The organism is Bacillus sp. hwrm1, from assembly GCF_040207805.1.
Taxonomy (GTDB): Bacteria; Bacillota; Bacilli; order Bacillales; family Bacillaceae; genus Bacillus; species Bacillus velezensis.
On sequence record NZ_CP157943.1, the window covers coordinates 1622033 to 1637249 of the forward strand.

At 49.2% G+C, this 15217-nt stretch carries 19 protein-coding genes and 1 pseudogene; 13 read left to right on the forward strand and 7 right to left on the reverse strand.

The features are described from left to right. The first annotated feature begins 51 nt into the window (after window positions 1-51). Window positions 52-1299, forward strand: coding sequence for a hydroxymethylglutaryl-CoA synthase family protein (locus ABK447_RS08195; RefSeq protein ID WP_033574755.1), 1248 nt, complete (start codon window positions 52-54; stop codon window positions 1297-1299). 59 nt (window positions 1300-1358) lie between these two features. Then, the gene (locus ABK447_RS08200; RefSeq protein ID WP_033574754.1) at window positions 1359-2105 is read left to right on the forward strand and encodes a polyketide synthase; all 747 of its coding nucleotides are present in this window, start codon (window positions 1359-1361) and stop codon (window positions 2103-2105) included. A 36-nt stretch (window positions 2106-2141) separates the two neighbouring features. Here the strand turns inward: ABK447_RS08200 and proC are convergent, their stop codons facing one another. Next, window positions 2142-2981, reverse strand: a complete 840-nt coding sequence (gene proC / locus ABK447_RS08205; RefSeq protein WP_007409383.1) for a pyrroline-5-carboxylate reductase — start codon at window positions 2979-2981, stop codon at window positions 2142-2144. 396 nt (window positions 2982-3377) lie between these two features. On the opposite strand from proC, the gene ABK447_RS08210 reads away from it, so the two are divergent. The 5 genes from ABK447_RS08210 to ABK447_RS08230 all read left to right on the forward strand — a co-directional run bounded on the left by ABK447_RS08210 (window position 3378) and on the right by ABK447_RS08230 (window position 7934). Further along, on the forward strand, window positions 3378-4337 hold the full coding sequence (locus ABK447_RS08210) for an MBL fold metallo-hydrolase (RefSeq protein WP_025284961.1): 960 nt from the start codon (window positions 3378-3380) through the stop codon (window positions 4335-4337). A gap of 5 nt (window positions 4338-4342) precedes the next feature. After that, window positions 4343-5119, forward strand: a complete 777-nt coding sequence (locus ABK447_RS08215; protein ID WP_012117914.1) for an SDR family NAD(P)-dependent oxidoreductase — start codon at window positions 4343-4345, stop codon at window positions 5117-5119. Between the two features lie 16 nt (window positions 5120-5135). Beyond that, window positions 5136-6485: a D-serine ammonia-lyase gene (dsdA, locus tag ABK447_RS08220; RefSeq protein WP_038464056.1), complete on the forward strand. Its 1350-nt coding sequence runs from the start codon at window positions 5136-5138 to the stop codon at window positions 6483-6485. A gap of 75 nt (window positions 6486-6560) precedes the next feature. Next, the gene (gene coaA, locus ABK447_RS08225) at window positions 6561-7520 is read left to right on the forward strand and encodes a type I pantothenate kinase (RefSeq protein WP_003153290.1); all 960 of its coding nucleotides are present in this window, start codon (window positions 6561-6563) and stop codon (window positions 7518-7520) included. Window positions 7521-7544: 24 nt separating this feature from the next. Then, window positions 7545-7934, forward strand: coding sequence for a VOC family protein (locus ABK447_RS08230; protein ID WP_025284959.1), 390 nt, complete (start codon window positions 7545-7547; stop codon window positions 7932-7934). Between the two features lies 1 nt (window position 7935). Here ABK447_RS08230 and ABK447_RS08235 read toward each other — a convergent pair whose 3' ends face one another. The 5 genes from ABK447_RS08235 to ABK447_RS08255 form a co-directional block, all read right to left on the reverse strand. Further along, window positions 7936-8103 carry a DUF4083 family protein gene (locus ABK447_RS08235; protein ID WP_007409388.1) on the reverse strand — a complete coding sequence of 56 codons (168 nt, stop codon included), beginning with the start codon at window positions 8101-8103 and terminating at the stop codon, window positions 7936-7938. Window positions 8104-8181: 78 nt separating this feature from the next. Beyond that, entirely contained in the window at window positions 8182-9264 is a 1083-nt protein-coding gene (locus tag ABK447_RS08240; RefSeq protein ID WP_033574766.1) for an AI-2E family transporter, read from the reverse strand. A gap of 73 nt (window positions 9265-9337) precedes the next feature. Next, on the reverse strand, window positions 9338-9544 hold the full coding sequence (locus ABK447_RS08245) for a YqzH family protein (protein WP_003153294.1): 207 nt from the start codon (window positions 9542-9544) through the stop codon (window positions 9338-9340). A 98-nt stretch (window positions 9545-9642) separates the two neighbouring features. Further along, window positions 9643-9987, reverse strand: a complete 345-nt coding sequence (locus tag ABK447_RS08250) for a YolD-like family protein (RefSeq protein ID WP_017418082.1) — start codon at window positions 9985-9987, stop codon at window positions 9643-9645. Between the two features lie 15 nt (window positions 9988-10002). Beyond that, complete coding sequence (locus ABK447_RS08255) at window positions 10003-11229, reverse strand: DNA polymerase IV (RefSeq protein ID WP_015240144.1); 1227 nt, start codon at window positions 11227-11229, stop codon at window positions 10003-10005. Between the two features lie 215 nt (window positions 11230-11444). Here ABK447_RS08255 and ABK447_RS08260 point away from each other — a divergent pair, with 215 nt between their 5' ends. The 5 genes and pseudogenes from ABK447_RS08260 (at window position 11445) to ABK447_RS08280 (ending at window position 13885) form a co-directional block, all read left to right on the forward strand. Further along, on the forward strand, window positions 11445-11915 hold the full coding sequence (locus tag ABK447_RS08260) for a GNAT family N-acetyltransferase (RefSeq protein ID WP_012117908.1): 471 nt from the start codon (window positions 11445-11447) through the stop codon (window positions 11913-11915). A gap of 12 nt (window positions 11916-11927) precedes the next feature. Then, complete coding sequence (locus tag ABK447_RS08265) at window positions 11928-12272, forward strand: antibiotic biosynthesis monooxygenase (RefSeq protein ID WP_007409393.1); 345 nt, start codon at window positions 11928-11930, stop codon at window positions 12270-12272. Continuing rightward, window positions 12269-13234, forward strand: a pseudogene (locus ABK447_RS08270) (GNAT family N-acetyltransferase); the annotation flags it as partial. The gene ABK447_RS08265 and the pseudogene ABK447_RS08270, both read left to right, overlap by 4 nt. Before the next feature lie 74 nt (window positions 13235-13308). Further along, on the forward strand, window positions 13309-13671 hold the full coding sequence (locus ABK447_RS08275; protein ID WP_014305346.1) for an iron-sulfur cluster biosynthesis family protein: 363 nt from the start codon (window positions 13309-13311) through the stop codon (window positions 13669-13671). Then, window positions 13646-13885 (forward strand): DUF2552 family protein, encoded by a 240-nt coding sequence (locus ABK447_RS08280; RefSeq protein ID WP_003153307.1) that lies wholly within the window; start codon window positions 13646-13648, stop codon window positions 13883-13885. The genes ABK447_RS08275 and ABK447_RS08280 overlap by 26 nt, the downstream gene beginning before the upstream one ends. Before the next feature lie 39 nt (window positions 13886-13924). On the opposite strand, the gene ABK447_RS08285 is transcribed toward ABK447_RS08280, so the two are convergent. Beyond that, window positions 13925-14839, reverse strand: coding sequence for an alpha/beta hydrolase (locus tag ABK447_RS08285; protein ID WP_025284954.1), 915 nt, complete (start codon window positions 14837-14839; stop codon window positions 13925-13927). Between the two features lie 122 nt (window positions 14840-14961). On the opposite strand from ABK447_RS08285, the gene ABK447_RS08290 reads away from it, so the two are divergent. Continuing rightward, complete coding sequence (locus tag ABK447_RS08290) at window positions 14962-15186, forward strand: YqkE family protein (protein ID WP_033574749.1); 225 nt, start codon at window positions 14962-14964, stop codon at window positions 15184-15186. Window positions 15187-15217 lie beyond the last annotated feature (31 nt).

Below are 15217 nucleotides of genomic sequence, written 5' to 3' on the forward strand. Positions count from 1 at the left end.
AAATAAAAGAGGCTTCCACAGGAAGCCTCTTTACTCTGGGGGCTTGGAGAAATGAATGTAGGAATTGAAGCAATGAACGTGTTTGGCGGAACCGCGTATGTAGACGTCATGGAGCTTGCGGAACATCGGAACTTGGATAAAAAAAGGTTTGAGAACCTGCTGATGAAAGAAAAAGTGGTGGCGCTTCCGTTTGAAGATCCGATTACGTTCGCCGTAAATGCCGCAAAACCGATTATCGACTCTCTGTCAGAAGAGGAACGGAATCAGATTGAAATGGTCATCACCTGTACGGAATCCGGGATTGATTTTGGCAAATCCATCAGTACATACGTCCATGATTATTTGCAGCTGAAGCGGAATTGCCGGTTATTTGAGGTGAAACAGGCTTGCTATTCTTTAACGGCCGGGTTTCAAATGGGCGTGAATTTCATCTTATCGCAAACATCGCCGGGAGCGAAAGCGCTCATCATCGGAACGGATATTTCCCGCTTTTTAGTGGCTGAAGGCGGTGACGCGTTGACGGAGGAATGGTCCTATGCCGAACCGAGTGCGGGGGCGGGAGCTGTGGCGCTTTTAGTCAGCAGCACCCCTCATGTCTTTTTGCTTGATCAAGGCGCAAGCGGGTATTACGGGTATGAAGTCATGGATACCTGCCGTCCGATTCCGGATAGTGAAGCGGGGGATGCTGATCTGTCGCTCATGTCTTATTTGGACTGCTGTGAAAAATCATTTCAGGAATACCGAAAGCGTGTGAGCGGGGCGGATTATAAGAATACATTTCAATACCTTTCTTTTCATACTCCGTTTGGCGGAATGGTAAAAGGAGCGCATCGGACGATGATGAGAAAATTGGCAAAGGCTACGCCGCAAGACATTGAAGCGGATTTTCAGCAACGCGTGCTGCCTGGGATTCAATACTGTCAGCGCGTCGGCAACATCATGGGGGCCACCGTATTTTTATCTCTTGCCAGCACGATTGATAACGGCTCTTTTGAAACGCCGAAACGCGTCGGCTGTTTTTCATACGGTTCGGGCTGCTGCTCTGAATTTTACAGCGGTGTCGTTATGCCGCAAAGCCGTACGCGGCAGAATCAATTTCAGATCAGCCGGCATTTGGATGAACGCGTCCGTTTATCGATGGCTGATTATGACCGGCTGCTCCAAGACAGCGGTATCGTAAAATTCGGCACAAGAAATGCCGCGCCCGCAGCAGACATCCCGAATGCGCATCAAGGAAAAACACGATTGGTGCTGACTGAAATAAAAGAGTTTCACAGAAAGTATGAATGGACGACTTAATATCAGAAACACTCAGAGCCGGAAAGGCTTGAGTATTTTTAAAGAAACGGAGAATAAACATGAATCCAATGATTAATGTACAGGAAACAGAACCGGGCATTGTGCAGGTCACAATGCAGGATACGGCCGGGAAAAACGGGCTGTCAGAAGAGTTTGTCAGAGAGCTGCACCGTGTATTCCAAGACATCAATGCCCATCCGTCCTATAAAACCGTCCTTCTGACGGGTTACGGAAATTATTTCTGCACGGGAGGAACGCAGGAGGGGCTTTTGACCATTCAGAGCGGAAAGCTCCAATTTACAGATTTAAAGCTTCACAGTCTTTTATTGGATTGCAGGATTCCCGTGATTTCCGTCATGCAGGGGCATGCGATCGGAGCCGGCTTTACGATCGGTCTGAGCGCGGATTTCGTGATTTTAAGCAGAGAGAGTTTTTATTCTTGTAATTATATGAAGTACGGATTTACACCGGGAATGGGCGCGACGTATATTGTGCCTGAAAAACTGGGAATTGTCCTCGGGGAAGAAATGCTGTTTACTGCCGCGAATTTCAGCGGCGCCGCTCTGGAAAAACGGGGAGTTCCGTTTGAAGTGCTGCCGAAAAAAGACGTCCTTCAAAGAGGCCGCGAATTAGCCCGGCTGCTGGCGGATAAACCGAGAGCCTCACTGGTTGCGCTGAAAACCAATGTGACCGCACGGATCAAAAGAGAGCTGACAAAAGCGGTTGAGGAAGAGGTGAACATGCACGAAGCCACATTCCATCTTCCTGAAGTAAAAGAGAGAATCAGCCGCTTATACGGCAGTTAAACAGAATGAAAAAAGCATGGGAAGCCCCATGCTTTATCACTGGTCCGTCTTTTGCAGAACGGAGCCTGCGAATTGTTCTTTAATTTCGGCGCTCCGTGCTGCGGTTTCTGCGATGCAGTGCATGATGGCTTCTTCAAAGCGGCGCTCTTCTAATGCGCGAAGGCCTGCTTCAGTCGTGCCGCCCGGGCTTGTGATTTCCTTGCGCAGGCGTTCAGGCCGTTTGCTGCTTGTTCTGAGCATTTCCGTCGCCCCGGCCATGGTTTGTAAAATCAGCTCTTTTGCCGTTTCTTCCGGCAGGCCGGCTTGAAGGGCGGCCTTTTCCATTGCTTCGACATACCGGTACACATAGGCGGGACCGCTTCCGGCAATGGCTGTGACGGCGTCAAGGTGTTTTTCTTCAAAGCGCGTCGCTTCTCCGATTGTTTCCAGAAGCTCTTTTGCCGTCCGGATTTCAGCTTCACTCGCCTCGGAGCTTGCGGAAAAACCGGTCGCCGATTGCTGAATGGCCGCGGATGTATTCGGCATCGCCCGGATGATGGTGAGCTTTCTGCCGAAATATTGCTGAATCGTGTGAATCGTCAGCCCTGCGATGACAGAAATCACAAGCTGATCTTTCACGTATTCGCGAATGTTCTCAATGCTTTCTGCCGCATCTTTCGGTTTAAAGGCGAGAACGAGAATGTCGGTATTGCTGAAAAACTCTTCTTTATCCCGGCACGGTTTTACTCCGTACGTTTTTTGGAGCTCTTCAAGCCGGCTGTCATTTGACCGGTTTGTCATATATATATGTCCGGGGGCTGTCATTCCGCTTTGCAGCAGTCCGTTCACCATTGCTTCCGCCATTGATCCGGCCCCGATAAAACCGATTTTCTTCATATAAATCCTCCTTCTTCTCAAAACACAAAAAAACCTTCCCGTCAAAAAGGACGAAAAGGTTTCGCGGTACCACCTTACATTAGCACGAATCAGCCGTGCTCAGCTCAAATCCCGTAACGAGGGGATACGTTTAGGTTTTCCTAACCGCTCTGAGGGCAGGTTCTGTAAACAAGAGGGCCGCAATGTCTTTCAGCCGGGGACATTGCTCTCTGCTGCCGTTGTTTATATACTAGTTCCTCGTCATCGCGTTCCGTGTTTTCTAGTTTGTTGTTCATTATGCTATGCGCAAGAGCGGGATGTCAATCTTTTTTTCCGATATGCGGCAATAATGACACAGTGAAAAGAAAACGCTAAAATATGATTATTCAGGAATGAAAAGAACGAAGGAGCGTAAACATGGCAGCGAGAAAGATCATTCCGATACGTGTGCCGACTCCGTTTGCAGTCGGCGACGTTATCGTTTATTTAGTAAAAGATGAAGCCCTAACCCTTATTGATTGCGGCCCGAATACAAAGGAAGCGGCTGAATCGCTCTCATTGCAGCTTAAGGAACACGGGGTTTCTGCGGCGGATATAGAACAGGTGGTGCTCACTCATCATCACGCAGATCATTCAGGTCTGCTGCACCTTTTTTCTGAGGATACGGAAGTGATCGGACATCCGCTGAATGACAGGTACATTACTCAGAACCAGTCGTATATCGCCCGGCAGGAGGATTTTTTTCTGTCGCTTATGACAGAAATGGGCGTTCCTCTGACGCCCGAAGACATACATAAAACAGTTAAGCTGTCATACTTATTTTCTGCAAACCGTCCGTTAACGAAAACAGTGAGGGAAGGCGGAAAAATTGACGGGCTTAACGGCTGGACGGTGCTCGAAATCCCGGGTCATGCCGCTTCTCACATTGCGCTCTACCATGAAAAAAGCGGTGAAATGTTCAGCGGCGATCTGCTTTTGTCCAACAGCTCCACCAATCCGATTCTGGAAGCTCCGGAAAAGGGGGGCGTGCGCGCGGCCCCGATGCTCGACTACTTGAACTCAATGAAGCGGCTGTATGACGTAAACCCGTCCTTTTTATATCCGGGACACGGCGATCTGCTGACAGACGTAAAGCCTGCTTTTGACAGGCGGCTTGAAAAACAGAGAAATCGGTCGGAATATGTGCTGCGCCTGTTGTCAGAGGAAACACTGACGGCTTTCCAGGTATGCCGGCGGCTGTTTCCGGCTGTGTATGAAAATGAATTGTTTTTAACGATGTCAGAAACGATCGGCCATCTTGACGTGCTGGCCGCCGAAGGGAAGGCTGTATCCTTTCAGTCGGGGAACACTCTGAAGTTTAAAGCTGTGAAGGGGTGAAGGAAATGAGCAGATTAACGGATAAGCGGATTTGGATCACCGGAGCATCCGGCGGACTCGGAGAACGGCTTGCATATTCTTGCGCGGCAGAAGGGGCTCATGTTTTTTTATCCGCCAGGCGGGAGGACCGCTTGCAGGAAGTGAAAAAGACGATTACCGCGTGCGGCGGACAGTGTGATGTCGTTCCGTTTGACGTCCGGTATGCAGAAGAGGCTGAAAACGTAAGGCGTTTGATCGGTCATGTTGACGTATTAATCAACAACGCCGGCTTCGGCATTTTTGAAACGGCCGCTGATTCATCTTTGGATGATATGAAGGCAATGTTTGAAGTCAACGTCTTCGGATTAATCGCCTGTACGAAGGCCTGTCTTCCTGTGATGCTTCATGCGAAAAGCGGCCATATTATCAATATCGCCTCACAGGCCGGCAAATTGGCGACGCCGAAATCAAGCCTTTATTCTGCAACGAAGCACGCCGTGTTAGGGTATTCCAATGCGCTGCGGCTTGAGCTGGCCGGTACGGGTGTAGCTGTGACAACGGTTAATCCCGGTCCGATCAAAACAGACTTCTTTACAATTGCAGATAAAGAGGGCGGTTATGTGAAAAGCGTCGGCAGATGGATGCTTGATGCCGACCATGTGGCAGAGCGCATTACATCCGTGATTCTGACGGATAAACGGGAAATGAATCTTCCGCGATGGATGAGCCTCGGGACGAAGCTGTATCAGCTTTTCCCATCGTTTACAGAAAAACTGGCCGGCCGCGCATTAAAGAAAAAGTAACAAGGGGGAAAAAGGAATGTCCGACCGGGATATACACAAGGCATTGATGGCAGAGCCTCTAGTCAGGCAAATGGCGGAGGCGCGTGAAGTATTTTGGATCAATCCGCATAAAACCGATGATCCAGTAAAGCATGGCGCTGAATGGAAAAAGGAGATTGCCGAAGCGGAAGAAAGGCTGCGCCGGTTTGCGCCTTATATCGCGTCGGCTTTTCCGGAGACGGAAGCGGAGGGAGGCCTCATTGAATCTCCGCTTGTCTTGATTAATGAAATGAAGAAGCATCTGGAACACAGCGCCGCTCAGGCTTTCCCCGGGCGTCTGCTTTTGAAATGCGACGACGAACTTCCGATTTCCGGTTCCATTAAAGCGCGCGGCGGGATTTACGAAGTGCTGAAGCATGCCGAAGATCTCGCGGTAAAAGCGGGAATGCTCTCAGCAGACGACGATTACAGCATATTGACTGAAGAACGGTTTACCGCTTTTTTCTCAAAATACTCTATAGCCGTCGGCTCTACGGGCAATTTAGGTCTGAGTATCGGCATAATCGGCGCGAAGCTCGGCTTTTGTGTGACCGTTCATATGTCCAGTGACGCAAAGCAGTGGAAAAAGGAGCTGCTCCGGGAAAAGGGGGTTCGCGTCATCGAATATGAAGCAGACTACAGTCTGGCTGTCAAAGAGGGGCGCATGCAGGCGAAGCAGGACCCTTATTGTTATTTTATTGATGATGAGCATTCCCGGGATCTGTTTTTGGGGTATGCCGTTGCGGGAAGCCGTGTGAAAAAGCAGCTCGATCAAATGAACATAAAGCCTGATGCAGATGAACCGCTTTTCGTTTATTTGCCATGCGGGGTCGGAGGAGGCCCGGGGGGCGTCGCGCTTGCGCTAAAGCTGATCTATGGCGAGCATGTCCATATTTTTTTCGGTGAGCCGACGCATTCACCGTGTATGCTGTTAGGACTGTTTTCCGGCTTGCATGACGGAATCAGCGTGCAGGATATCGGTCTTGATAATCAAACGGCCGCCGACGGACTTGCGGTGGGAAGGCCGTCCGGACTGGCCGGCCCTCTGATGGAACCTATACTCAGCGGCTGTTATACCGCCGATGACGGCACGCTTTTTTCGCTGCTTTATCAATTAAGGGCGGCCGAGAATAAGAGCCTTGAACCCTCTGCACTCGCCGGACTGGCCGGGGCCGTCAAGGTCGTTCAGACCGAAGCCGGAAACCGTTATATAAAAGAGCGGGGGCTTGAGATGGAAAATGCCGTGCACCTTGTGTGGAGCACCGGCGGAAGCATGGTTCCGGAGGAGGAAATGGAAGAGTACAGCCGGATCGGTTCCTCATTTTTGAAAAAAATGGGCAGACAGTGAAGCGGTTTTCCGTTACAATCTTTGTAAGCGTTTGTTTTTTTATCGGAAAGCCATACAGAGAGATTGGTGTGAATTGTGAAAAGTAAAGAATTGAACTTACATACATTGTATACGCAGCACAGCCGCGAGTCGTGGGCCGGATTCGGCGGCCATCTTTCCATTGCCGTTTCAGAGGAAGAAGCCAAGGCCGTAGAGGGGCTGAATGACTACCTGTCGGTGGAAGAAGTAGAAACGATTTACATTCCGCTTGTGCGCCTGCTCCATCTTCATGTCACGTCTGCCGCAAGACGGAATCAGCATGTCAATGTGTTTCTGAAGCATCCGCATTCAGCGAAAATCCCGTTTATCATCGGAATCGCGGGCAGCGTCGCCGTCGGCAAAAGCACGACGGCGAGAATTTTGCAAAAGCTTCTTTCCCGTCTGCCGGACAGGCCGAAGGTGAGCCTGGTGACAACCGACGGTTTCTTGTATCCGACGGCGGAATTAAAAAGGAAAAACCTTCTGTCCAGAAAGGGATTCCCGGAAAGCTACGACGTGAAAGCGCTGCTTGAGTTTCTGAACGATATAAAGTCGGGGAAAGAGAGAGTGGAGGCGCCCGTATACTCCCATCTTACGTATGACAGGGAAGAGGGCGCCGTCGAGGTTGTCGAAGGTGCGGATATCGTTATTATCGAAGGAATCAATGTCCTGCAGTCGCCGACCTTAGAGGACGACAGGGAAGATCCGCGGATTTTTGTATCGGATTTCTTTGATTTTTCGATCTATGTGGATGCCGAAGAAAGCCGGATTTTCACGTGGTATTTGGAGCGTTTCCGCCTCTTAAGAGAAACCGCTTTTCAGGATCCGGCTTCTTATTTTCATAAATTTAAGGATTTGTCTGATGCAGAAGCGGATACCATGGCCGCCTCCATTTGGGAGAGCGTCAACCGTCCGAATCTGTATGAAAATATCCTGCCGACAAAATTCAGATCGGATTTGATTTTGAGAAAAGGTGATGGCCATAAAGTTGAAGAGGTGCTGGTAAGGCGGGTGTAATGGGAGGAGGAAGCGAATATTATGATGCATCATATTGAGTTGTATGTATCTGACTTGAAAGCCTCCGCCCGGTTTTGGGGATGGTTTTTAGGTGAGCTCGGTTATAGGGAATTTCAAAATTGGGACTCCGGCATCAGCTGGAAAAACGCAGGATTTTATGTTGTGCTTGTACAGACAGAGGAGCGTTTTTTAACACCGGAGTACCACAGATGCCGGGTCGGGCTGAACCATCTGGCTTTTCATGCTGCATCAAAAGAGCAGGTTGACGAGATGACAGAAAAGCTGCTTGCCAGAGGATGCCCCGTGCTTTACAGGGACCGCCATCCATATGCAGGCGGAAGCACGCATTACGCCGTATACACGGAGGACCCGGATCGGATAAAAGTGGAGCTCGTTGCTCCTGCTTCTGAATGAACTATAACTTTTCGTTTTTTTCTTCGCGCAGCGCGTCGAGTTTCTTTTCGATTCTGTCCAATTGTATGCGGCGCTTGTTCAAGCTTCTGAATACGTATATCACGGCAAACAGGAAAAATGCGGCTGCAATAAATGAAATCAATTGAAAAATGACATCACCGATGTTCATCTTTTTTACCTGTGTGCGGCGGGCTTCTTCAGCCCGCCGTTTTTTCATTTTGACCGATGTGAAGACATGGGGGATGAATCATTTCTCTCCTAGCTTTGTTTTTTTTCTGAGAATGAATAGTTTCTGCATGTGGCTTATGACCACTTTTGCGGCCGCATATCCCGGAATGGCCAGAAGCATCCCGGCAATTCCTGAGAATTTGCCGGCGGCAAGCAGAAGAAAAATAATGGTCAGCGGGTGAATGTCCAGCTTCCGTCCCATAATTTGCGGGGAAATCAGCTGGCTTTCAAGCTGCTGGACAATGACGACGACCGTAATCACCAGCACCGCCTCGGTCGGTGAATCGAACAATCCGACAATGACTCCGGGAAATGTGCCGATCCAAGGCCCGATAAACGGAATCAGGTTTGTCACCATGGCGAACGCGCCCAGAACGAGCGGATAATCGAGCCCGATTATAAAATAGCCGATCGTGACGAGAACGCCGACACAGAAACTGACGAGCAGCTGTCCTTGTATGTATGAACTGAGAGCTTCATCCATGTCCCGAAGGATTTGTTTTCCTTCTTTTTGATGTTTTTCCGGAAGAAGCTGCAGCAGTCGCCGAGGGGCTTTGTTTCCTTCTTTTAACATGTAATACAGCGCAAACGGAATAATGGCTGCGGTGATGGCGGCATTGGCAGCCGTACCGGCCAGGCTGCTGAGAGAATCAGCGATTGAACCGGAATAATTTGCGGCTTTGTCTGCTAATTTTTTAAAGGAATCCCCATGCTGAAGCCGGGAAAACCATTTGCTGTCCTGGAGATGCCCGATCCAATTTTCAGCTTTTGCGGAAAGCTCCGGAATATGATCTGTGAAGGCTGTAAACTGTTTTTGAACGGCAGGGCCCGCCGTATAAAGGAAGAGGACAAAAAGGCCGGCTGTTCCCGCATAAATCGCTAAAATCGCGATTCCTTCGGGCAGCTTTAATTTCGCATGCAGCACTCTGACGAGCGGGCGGCACAAATAGTAAAGGACGCCCGATAATACAATGGGCGGAAACAAGGTTTTAACCGTAATCACAACAGGCTGGAACAAAAAGTCTATTAATGTTCCGAGATAAATGATGAGAAATAACAGAAGAACGGCATAGCCGATCCTGAAATAAGGCCCGACAGGCATATCCTGCACCACGCAATCTTTAAGGGTTTACTCTCGGACGTTTCCCTTATCGCCCGGTGCATAAACGTCCGTGTCAGGAAAACTGCCCCTGATTGGTGACGTAATCGTAGATAATATCTTCTACATGGGCATGGAGATCCTCATCGGGTTCTTCATTCCTTCTTTCTTCTAAAGCTTTTTTTAAACTCTGTTTTTCATAGGGGCTCAGCGGATCTGTCGACACATTCCGTCCATACTGGCGGAGGGCTTGTCCCAGCATTTTTTCTATAAATTGATCCATCATATATTCTCCTATTCTTGTCATTCATCTTTATTCTACTAAATATCATGTGATCCTCCCACTCTTCTATCATATTTTCTGTCGGACGATTTAGGCTTTTATTCCAGTTCGGCCGAGAGAATACGATGAAACGGCAGCGTTAACGCATCTTCATCGTTTATGATTTTTAAACGCTTTTCGTCATGCATCACTTGTTTTACCCAGCCCCAAAAGCGGCGGGGGCCGTGTGCGGAAGCGTAGGTGACCGAAATGGCCCTGTCTTCTTCAATTGACGCCGCAATGATGCGGTTCATGTCGTTCAGTTGCTCTTCGCTCAGTTCCGGAGGCCGGAATTCCCGTTCTTTTCGTTTTTTTGCAAGCAGCTGCTCCCGATGTTCGGGCAGCATCATCCGGCTTGATTCCCACATGACATTATACCCGGGTGTTAATTTGTTCGGATTCATGTATATCACCTCAAATTATTTGTAGTGCCCGCCGATTTTTTCAGCCCGGTGAAAGGCTTGGCCGGCCTCTGTCAGTGAAGCGGCATGGAGGAGCGACGCAGGGCCGTACCGCTCATGAATATCATCCAATACTTTGCCGAGACTGATCTTTTTTTCCTGGGCATCGAACAGGCTCAGCTGAACATAATCACAGGGCTCCAGCTGGGAAAGGGAGACGCCGGCGCTGCGGACGGGCTCACCGTTCCAATGCTCTTTGAAGAGCTTGACCGCCGCTTTAAAAATATCCATTCCGAAATTAGTCGGAGACACCAGCTTTCTCTGTCTGTGAAAACCTGAAGGGAATTCAAAATCAGCGCCTCTGATGCTGACCGAAACCGTATGGCCGATGTATTGTTTGAAACGGGCGCGGCGGGCCACTTCTTCGCTTAACTCCAGCAGCACGACTTTGATATCCTCAAAGCGGCTGTAGTCTCTCGGGAGGGTCATGTTATGGCCGATCGCTTTTTGCCGGCTGTGCGTGTTGACGGTGACCGGAGAGGGATCGATGCCGCGGGCTGTCCGCTGAAGCAATTCGCCGTTAATGCCCCAGCGTTTTTTCAGCAATTCGGCGGGGTGTCCGGCAAGCCCGCCGATTGTGCTGATGCCCATCCGTCTTAAATGATGCTCCATCCGTTTTCCGATGCCGAATAATTTTCCGACCGGCAGCGGCCACAGATCCTGCCTGATATTTGACATATCCAATCTGTGGATGCCGGATGCGTTTTTTTTGGCAAAATGGTCGCAAGCCATTTTCGCGAGCGCCTTATTCGGCCCGATGCCGACACGGGCATAAATTCCGAATTCACGCATAATCGCTTGCTGAATGCTTTTGGCAATTGTAAAAGGATCACCGAACAGCCGCCTGCTTCCGGTCACGTCGAGAAACTGCTCATCGATGGAGTAGGGTTCTACAAGATCGGTATACCGTTCAAACAGTTCGGTAATCATGACGGATACATCAATATACCGCTGCATCCGCGGACGGACAATAACGGCGTCGGGACATTTGGCCTGCGCTTCCCACAGCCGTTCGGCATTTTTTACGCCGTATCGTTTGGCGAGCGGACAAGCCGCAAGCACGACGCCGCTGCGTCTTTCGGGATCTCCCGAGACAATCACGGGCCGGCTTTTGAGATGAGGCGCTTCCGCTTTTTCCACAGACGCATAAAACGATTGCATATCTACAAGAAGAATATCAGCCATAAAAAAACCTCCGGGAACATTTGTTCTGTTTTTCATTGTACCCGAACAATGATCACGTTTATACTGGTAAATCATTCCCCGGCTGGAAGACGTGCTGATTCGTTCGCTTGAAAAGAAATCATTTACAATTGCAAACAACCCACATATAATTTTTTATATTCCAATGAGAAGAGCTGACATTCATTTTGCCGGACGAAAAGGAGAGTCAATCGATAATGGATATTCGAACAATTACCTCTGAAGACTATGAAATGGTTACGTCTGTTTTGAATGAATGGTGGGGCGGCAGGCAGATGAAAGACAAACTGCCGCGCTTGTTTTTTGAACATTTTCAGGACACAAGCTTTATCACGTACGGGCCGGAGGGAATGACCGGTTTTTTAATCGGTTTTCAGTCACAATCAGACCCTGAGACAGCCTACATTCATTTTTCCGGTGTGCATCCGGATTTCAGAAAAATGCAAATTGGAAAACAGCTCTACGACCGATTTATGGAGACGGTGAAGAAAAGGGGCTGCACGAAAGTCAATTGCGTGACGGCGCCTGTCAATAAAGTATCAATCGCTTATCATACAAAATTAGGATTTGAAGCTGAAAAAGGAACCAAAACCGTAAACGGAATCCCTGTTTTTGCGAATTATGACGGTCCGGGAGAAGACCGGATTCTGTTTGTGAAATATATGTAGAGGGGGATGAATATGGGTTTTTTAGCTGACACGCCCAAACCGCCCTATTATGCGGTCATTTTTTCATCAATAAAGGGAAAATATGATGAGGAATATGAACATACGGCAGAGCGCATGATGAATTTGGCAGGCGGACAGCCGGGCTTTTTAGGTGCGGAAAGCGTTCGGGAGGAAAACGGCTGCGGCATCACGGTTTCCTACTGGGACAGCCTGGAAGCGATTAAAAGGTGGAAAGATCATACTGACCACCAGGCGGCAAAACAAAAAGGAAAAAGCGCCTGGTATGAAGCGTACGCGGTCCGCATTACGAAGACGGAGTCTCAGCGGATGTTTGCGTCAAAAGGGGCGGAAGATTGATTACATTTTTACAGCATACACAAGAACAGACCGCGCGGGAAATTGCGGCGGTTCAGCGCTGCGCTTATCAAAAAGAAGCCGAGCTGATCGGCTTTTTCGGCATTCCCGCCCTGCATGAAACACCCGATGATATACAGCGGTCACGGGAGACGTTTGCCGGTTTCAAGGAAAAAGATCAGCTTGCAGGCGTCATTTCGTATGAAAAAAAGGGATATGACCTTGTCATATGCAGGCTGACGGTGCACCCGTCCGGCTTTCGGAAAGGAATCGGACGGGCGCTTATTCAATTTGTGATAAATCAAAACCGGGACGCCCAAAAAATAGAGGCGGCTACCGCCAGCCAAAACGTTCCGGCAGTCTCTCTCTATTTAAAAATAGGTTTCACAGAAGCCGGACAGATAGAGACGCCGGAAGGGCTGACCCTCTCGTTTTTTCATCTTTATCCGAAGAGGAAAGCGGAAGTTGTTCCGTACAAGCCGGAATGGAAAGAAATATTTGAAAGAGAGAAGACGGACTTGATCCGAATCTTCGGCCCAGCACTTCATTCTGTCAGCCACATCGGCAGCACCTCTATCCCAGGGATGGCCGCCAAACCCGTCATCGATATACTGGCGGAGGTTAAAGATATTTCGGACGCTGACCGATTCAGTCCGCAACTGGAAGCACTCGGCTATGAGGCGAAAGGGGAAAACGGGATAGAGGGCCGGCGTTTCTTTCAAAAAGGCGGCAACAAGCGCACACACCACGTTCACATATACGAAACAGGCCATCCGGACGTGAAGCGTCATCTGCTGTTCCGGGATTACCTCACCGCAAAGCCTGAAAAAGCGGCTCAATACATGGAACTGAAACGGCACCTCGCTAAGACGTACCCATACGATATGGCAAAGTATAGTGAAGGGAAAAATGACTGGATCAAGGCGGCTGAACAAGAGGCAAAGGTCTGGGAGAGCGGGCTGCTGTAAAGAAAGCAGAAACAATGCATACAGCGGCTCGGTATGCTACAATGGCGAAAATGAAAAACGGAGGATCATCTATGCAAATACATGTGACGGATGCGGCGAAACACACACTTCAGCAGGCAATGGACGCCAACCCGGGGAAAAAAGCGCAGCTCCGCTATGACGCAGAAGGCTGCGGGTGCGCGGTGAGCGGCGTGCCGACCATCTGGCTGGCGGACGAATTAACGGGACAATGCGAAGCCATTGAAACCAACGGACTTCCGCTTTACATCCAGACCTCACAAAAAGTGTTTTTTGACGAGGAAATGACAATCGATTACAATGAAAAGGCAAAAACGCTCGTCTTAAAAAGCCCGGCAGAGATGCTGAGCCCGAGAATGAGCATATTAGTAAAGCAGGGAGAAACGGAAAGTGAATCAAAAGCTGAAAGCCATTAAACAGACGGCACAGCATAAAACGTGGGTATCCTTTCTGAACAACAACCACCCGTACAGTCTGCTGCACTGGTCCATCGGAGGCGCTGAATCCGTTCAGAAGGATGTCTGGCTGCTTCAGGATGAGATGACCTTCAAAGCGCAGGAGTTTACGACAATCGACCTCGCCATTGACTGGATCGGAGAAAATATGGACGGGATTACCGACGTTTTATGACGGGAAAGCGAAAGAACCAGCATACGTTCTTTCGCTTTTTTACGTTTGCGTCATGGTATCTAAAAAGGTTTGAACGGCTTTACGGTAGCTCTCCGGATTTTTGGTGTACGACATGGCATGCCCGCCCGATTCGGCCAGATAGAGCATCTTAGGGCCGCTTTTTTTGCGGTGCAGCAATTCGGAACAAGCGGAGGGTATATAATCATCTTCCTTACTGTGAATAAACAGCACGGGCTGCCGGATGCGGCTGATAACCGATAGAGGAGATACATCACGGATACGGTAGCCTTCTCTCATCCGCAAAAAGAAATCAGCCAAAGGCAGAAGCGGCCACGGAGGCAGCCGGAACTCCCGTTTCAGCCTGTAGGCGAGCTGATCGCGAAAGCTTGCGAACGGACAGTCCGCAATATAAAAATCAGCGCCGTTTTCATCCTGATGCCCGCCCGCGTATAATAAGGCCGTCACCGCCCCCATCGATTCCCCGTGGATGCCGATTTGACCGCCGTCTCCGGTTTTGTGTCTCACCCAATTCACGGCTTCTTCCAAATCATCTTTTTCAAAATAGCCGTAGCTCGTCGTTCTGCCGCCGCTTTTTCCGTGCCCGCGGTGGTCATATACGAGCACATTCCATCCTAAATCTAAAAATAAATCCATGTATTTCAATGAATTGAACGAATTTACGGTAACGCCGTGACAAATAATCATGGTGTTTGCCGTATGATGCGGGGCGATGTAAAAGCCTTTGATCTCATACCCGTGGCGTGACAGGATGACGGCCTCTTCTTTTTCCATGGCCTGAAAGGAATCAAATCTATCATGCCCGTCCGCCGTTTCTTTTTTCATGATATCTTCATCCGTCTTTTTCTTCATAAACATAATCAGATTCGTAAAAGCGAATCCGGCAGCCAAAAAGACTGCGCAAGCCGAACCGAACACCGCCAGCCATTTTTTCACACAGGCACCCTCCTTTCATATGGAAAATCCCTCCTCCGGCTATTCAGGACCGTGAACGTTGCCGGCCTCCGGCGCTCCGTGGTACACTTGCTTCACCATATTCAGATACGGGGGGCGTAATGATGAAAAAGCAGCTGCCTAAAGAAAAACACAGCTTAAAAGACGATCTGGAGGAAGATCTGAAGGCCAGGCTTTTGCAAATGAAAAGTGAGCTGAAGGAAGAAGACGAGAAAAAACAGGCGCAGCAAAAGGCGGAACAAATCAGAAAACGAAAAGAAAAAGAAAAACATAAAAGCTTTGAAGAGCTGCTGAATGAAAGCAGTCTCGCTTGGCACAAATATAAATAAACCGGCATCTGAAAAGGTGCCGGTTTTATTA